Origin of the sequence: Streptomyces sp. AA1529 (assembly GCF_000280905.1) — a bacterium.
In the GTDB taxonomy this organism is placed as follows: domain Bacteria; phylum Actinomycetota; class Actinomycetes; order Streptomycetales; family Streptomycetaceae; genus Streptomyces.
The window spans coordinates 1-5,554 of sequence record NZ_ALAP01000082.1; the positions used below are offsets into that span (position 1 = coordinate 1).

Sequence of the window (5,554 nt, forward strand, 5' to 3'; positions counted from 1 at the left end):
CCGAGTCCGTCAGGTCCTTCCAGGTACCGGCCGCCCCGGGCACCGCCGCCTGACCGCCCAGCTCGCCCTCGACACCGATCTCGCGGGCGACCCGCGTCACCTCGGCGCCGAACGACGAGAGCTGGTCCACCATCGTGTTGACGGTGTTCTTCAACTCCTGCATCTCGCCGGAGACGTCCACGGTGACCTTCTGGGACAGATCACCGTTCGCGACCGCCGTCGTCACCTGCGCGATGTCGCGCACCTGAGCGGTCAGGTTGCGGAACGCGGAGTTGACCGAGTCCGTCAGGTCCTTCCAGATACCGGCCGCGCCCGGGACCACCGCCTGGCCGCCCAGCACTCCGTCCGTGCCGACCTCGCTCGCCGCCCGCGTCACCTCGTCCGCGAGCGTGCGCAGCGTGTCCGTCATCGCATTGATCGTCTCGGCCAGCTGTGCCACCTCGCCGCGCGCGTTGACCGTGATCTTCTGCGACAGGTCGCCGTTGGCGACCGCGGTCGTCACCTGGGCGATCTCGCGCACCTGGGAGGTCAGATTGCCCGCCATGAGGTTGACGGAGTCCGTCAGGTCCTTCCACACGCCCGCGACGCCCTGCACCCGCGCCTGGCCGCCCAGCTCGCCCTCGGTGCCGACCTCGCGGGCGACCCGGGTGACCTCCGACTGGAAGGAGGAGAGCTGGTCGACCATCGTGTTGACGGTGTTCTTCAGCTCCAGCATCTCGCCGGCGACATGAACCGTCACCTTGCGTGACAGGTCGCCCTTGGCGACGGCCGTCGTCACCAGCGCGATGTCCCGCACCTGCGCGGTCAGCCGCGACGCCATGGTGTTGACCGAGTCCGTCAGGTCCTTCCAGGAGCCGGACATCCCGCGCACCCGCGCCTGGCCGCCCAGCTTGCCCTCCGTGCCGACCTCGCTGGCGACCCGCGTCACCTCGTCCGTGAACGCCGAGAGCTGGTCCACCAGGCCGTTGACCGTGCGGCCGACCTTCAGGAACTCCCCGCGCAGCGGATGCCCGCCGCCCTCGGCTCCCCGGGCGCGCAGATCCATGCGCTGCTCCAGGTCGCCGTCGGCGACGGCCGACAGCACTCTGCCCACCTCCGAGACGGGCCACACCAGGTCGTCGACCAACGAGTTCGCCGCGTCGATCGCCGAAGCCCAGGACCCCTCGCAGGTACCGGTCTGCAGCCGCTCTGTGAGTTTCCCCTCACGTCCGACCACGCGCCGCACCCGGGACAGCTCACCCGTCAGATGCAGGTTCTGGTCCGCGACCTCGTTGAAGACCGCGGCGATCTCCGCCATCGGGCCCTCACCGGTCACGGTGAGCCGCTTGCGGAAATTGCCGTCCCGCATCGCCGTCAGCCCGGCCAGGAGCTTGTTGACGGCCGCGGCGTCGACCTCGATCGTCCCGCTCCTCCGGGACCGTCCGCCCTTCGCGCGCGTGTTGCCGCTACGCGCGGTTGTGCCAGACTCCACTGCCCCTCCTGCGGGTCGACCTTCCTGCCCGGGCCCTGTACTCCGAGCCTTCCCAGTGTTTCACCCTGCCCGAACCAGGCGATAACAGTTCGGCAGCATGGCATATCACGCTGCGTTCGCGGGCCCGGAGGGAAATCACCCGCATCCGGCGGCCACGCGCCGTGGATACGTAAGTAACCTGGCACCCGGCTGTCCGTTCACCCCCATGTCGGCGGGGTGCTCCACCGGGTCCGACGGGTAGGGGCTTCGCAGGGGGCAGCGGTGTGAGTACGAAGGGCGACGGAGGGGCGCTGCGGTGACGCAAGAGCAGAGCGCCGAGCGCGGGGGCGGCGGCCACCTGGGCGCCACGGGCTCGCAAGGCCCGAACGAGGAGGCGGGGACCCACACGGCCCTGACCGCACAGCGCACACCGGTGCGCCCGGCCAACAGGACACCCATGGGGAGACCAGTGATCACCGCACGCGCCGCCGCCACCTTCGAGCCGGTGGGCCGCTCCGTCGCCACCGCACGCGGCTTCGTGCGCGACACCCTCCAGGGCTGGGGCCTGTCCGAGGTCGTCGACGACGCCGTGGTGCTGACCAGCGAACTGGTCACCAACGCCGTGGTGCACGCCGGAACCGCCGCCGAGGTGCTCTGCCTGCGCGACGAGGACGGGATCCGCATCGAGGTCGTCGACCGCTACCCGGAACGGGAACTGCCGCTCCAGGAGGTCAACCCGCAGCCCGCCGGGCCCGACCGGGAAGGCGGCCGGGGACTGCTGCTCGCCTCGGCGCTGGCCACCCGCTGGGGCGTCGACTACACGGCGTCCGACAAGCGGGTCTGGTTCCGGCTCGACCTCCCCGAACGCCCGGTCGGCACCCGCACGGCCGGCCCCGCGCTGCCGGACACGGCACTGCCGGTCACCGACACCCACATCCGGGTCGCCGTCGTCCAGGTGGACCGCAGCGGGACGATCAGCGCATGGAACGAGGACGCCACCGAACTGTTCGACTACGCCGCCGAGCAGGTGGTCGGCAAGCCGCTCACCGACTTCGCCGCCTGGCCGCACACGCCCGGCACCGGCACCGGCGTCGCCGAGGCGCTGCGCCTCTCCCGCTGGGAGGGGTCCTACGGCATGCGCGGCTCGAACGGCCGCACGATCCCGGTCTACGCCTCCCACCTGCGCGTACGGGACAGCGACGGCGAACCGTCCACGGTCTGCCTGCTGGTGCGGGAGCACGAGCGTGCCGTTCTGCAGTCACCGCCCCGGGTCCACTCCCACGACAACACCGGCACCGCCACGGACAGCCAGGACCAGTCCGCCACCGACCCCTTCGAGGTCTTCATCGGCTCCCCGGCCCCCGACGACCTCGACGGCCTCCTCCAGCGGACCGTCGAACGCGCCCGGGACATGCTGGAGGGCGACGCGGCGTACCTGCTGCTGGCCACCGACGACGAGACCGAGCTGGAGGTCCGTGCCTCCACCGGGCTGCCCTCGGCACGCCAGCGGTTCGCCCGCGTCCCGGTCGAGACCGCCAGCGGGCGCTACGGCTCGGCCCGGATGCCGTCCGTGCACGAGGACCTGACCGTCGTCCCGGGCGCCGCCCCGCTGCTCGACGGCACCGGCATGCGCTCCGTGGTCACCGTTCCCCTCAAGGTCGAGGGGCGGCTCACCGGCTCCCTCGGAGTCGCCACCGAGGCATCCGGCCGCTACACGAACGAAGAAGCCCTGCGCCTCCAGTTCGCCGCCGACCGCATCGCGCTCGCCGTGGAACGCGCCCGGCTCACCGAGCTGGAACGCCTGCGGCGCGGCTCGCTCTCCTTCCTCGTCGAGGCCTCGGACCTGCTCGCCGGCACCCTCGATCGCGATCAGACACTCGCGCTGATGGCCCAGATGACCGTTCCGACGCTGGCCACCTGGTGCGCCGTCTACACGGTCGCCGACCAGGGCTCCGACCCCCGCCTCTCCTATGTCCTGCACGAGGACGAGGACCGCATCGACAACCTCAAGGCGCTGCTCGCCAAAGTCGACCCGCCGGAGCCCGTTCCCACCCCCGGAGCGCGCGTCTGGGCTGCGCCCACCGAGGCGGCGCACTCCGCGGCATTGCGCACCTCGCTGCGCAACGTCTCGCTGGACGGCGAGGCCCAGCAGCTCTCCCCCGGTACGAGCCTGGCCACCGCGGCCGCGGTGGGCGGCGAGACCGTCGTGCTTCCCCTGGTGGCCCGCAACCGGGTCATCGGCATGCTCACCCTGGGCAAGCCGACCGACGAGCGGTTCCGCCAGGAGATCCTGGAACTGGCCGAGGACCTCTCCCGCCGGGCCGCGCTCGCGCTGGACAACGCGCGCCTCTACTCCGAGCGCACCGCCATCAGCCAGTCCCTGCAGCGCAGCCTGCTGCCGCCGGAGCTGCCGGAGGTGGAGGGCGGTGTCGAGGTCGAGGTCATCTACCGCGCCGCGGGCGAGGGCAACGAGGTCGGTGGCGACTTCTACGACCTCTTCGAGATCGACGACGGCACCTACGGCTTCGCCATCGGCGATGTCTGCGGTACGGGCCCGGAGGCCGCCGCGGTCACCGGTCTGGCCCGGCACGCGCTGCGGCTGCTCGCCCGCGAGGGGCTGGGCGGTCCCACCGTGCTGGAGCGTCTCAACACCGCCATCCTGGACGAGGGGGCGCGCAGCCGATTCCTCACTCTCCTGTACGGCGAGATGCGCCCCCAGGAGGACGGCAGCGCCGAGTTGAAGGTCGTCTGCGCGGGTCATCCGCTGCCCCTGCGGCTGCGCCAGGACGGCAGCGTCGAATCGGCCGCCGATCCCCAGCCGTTGCTCGGTGTCATGGAGGACCTGGAACTCTACGAACAGACGGTCTCACTCGCCCCCGGTGACGTTCTGCTGTGTGTGACGGACGGCGTGACGGAACGCCGCGAGGGCACCCGCATGCTGGGGGACGACGGCTTGGCCGACGTGCTGTCCACCTGCACGGGCCTCAACGCGGGTGCGGTGGCTGCCCGGATCATGCGTGCGGTCGAGCGGTTCGCCAGCGACGCGCCCTCGGACGACATGGCCATCCTGGCGATGCGCGTCCCCGAGTAGACGAGCGGGGCCGGGCCGGAGGCGCTCGGCCCACGAAGAAGGCCCCCACCGTACGGTGGGGGCCTTCGACTTGCGTGTGGAGAGCCCCAAAACGGAATCGAACCGTTGACCTTCTCCTTACCATGGAGACGCTCTGCCGACTGAGCTATTGGGGCGCGGCCAGCGGTTGAAGATCTTACCCGATCGGAGCCCCTGGATCGAACTGACTCCGGCACGGCTCCCGCCGGGTCAGCCGGCCCGCTCCCGCAACAGGCCTCCCAGTCCGTTGCAGGCCGACACGACGCGCTGCAGCTCCTTCTTGGTCATGGCGGCGCTCAGCGGCAGCGAGAGGCACTCGTCCGCGGCCCGCTCGGCCTGCGGCAGCCGGACGGCCGAGGCGTACGGCGGCAACCGGTGAGCCGGCACCCGCACCGGTATCCCGCAGTCGACGCCCCTCATGTGCAGTGCCCTGCGGAAGGCGTCACGATCGGGTCGCCCGTTGCCCGGCACCCGCACCACGTAGTCCGTGAAGGCGTGCTCGACACTGTCGGGAACCGACGGCGCGACGACTCCCCTGAGACGGCTCCCCAGCGACGTGGCGTACTGGCGCCGGCGGACCGCATCGATCGCGTCCGTACGGGGCAGCGGCTCCCACTCGACGACCGAGATCCCGCGCTGCTCGCCGACGGCATGCAGTGCGGCCATGTCAGCGCTGTGGCCGAAGAGGTGCACGGGCACGAGCGCCACGGTGCGCGGACTCGCCGCGCGGGCCACGGAGGACGGATCGAGACAGTAGGTGTCGGCATCGATGTCGGCGAAGACGGGTCGCGCGCCGAGGTCCCGCACGGCCTGTGCGACATCGGCCCCGCCGAAAGACGGCACCACGACCTCGTCCCCCGCACCAACGCCCGCGGCGGTCAGCTGTGTTGTCCCCATGCCGGGATCATGTCCACGCAACATGAACTGCCGGTGACCGCACACAAAAAAGTCGTGGTCCCTGAACAGAAGTTCAGGGACCACGACTTGCACGATTT

The 5,554-nt window shown here is 71.2% G+C and carries 3 protein-coding genes and 1 tRNA gene; 1 reads left to right on the top strand and 3 read right to left on the bottom strand.

Translation table 11 applies throughout. The features are described from left to right. On the bottom strand, nt 1-1,471 hold a 1,471-nt coding region (locus A949_RS34345; RefSeq protein WP_037707474.1), incomplete at its 3' end, for a HAMP domain-containing protein. Nucleotides 1,472-1,919: 448 nt separating this feature from the next. On the opposite strand from A949_RS34345, the gene A949_RS0124055 reads away from it, so the two are divergent. Next, nucleotides 1,920-4,541 carry a SpoIIE family protein phosphatase gene (locus A949_RS0124055; protein WP_019358599.1) on the top strand — a complete coding sequence of 874 codons (2,622 nt, stop codon included), beginning with the start codon at nt 1,920-1,922 and terminating at the stop codon, nt 4,539-4,541. 82 nt (nt 4,542-4,623) lie between these two features. Here A949_RS0124055 and A949_RS0124060 read toward each other — a convergent pair. After that, a tRNA-Thr gene (locus tag A949_RS0124060) sits at nt 4,624-4,696 on the bottom strand. A gap of 73 nt (nt 4,697-4,769) precedes the next feature. Next, the gene (locus tag A949_RS0124065) at nt 4,770-5,456 is read right to left on the bottom strand and encodes a DegT/DnrJ/EryC1/StrS family aminotransferase (RefSeq protein WP_026004980.1); all 687 of its coding nucleotides are present in this window, start codon (nt 5,454-5,456) and stop codon (nt 4,770-4,772) included. Between the last annotated feature and the right edge of the window lie 98 nt (nt 5,457-5,554).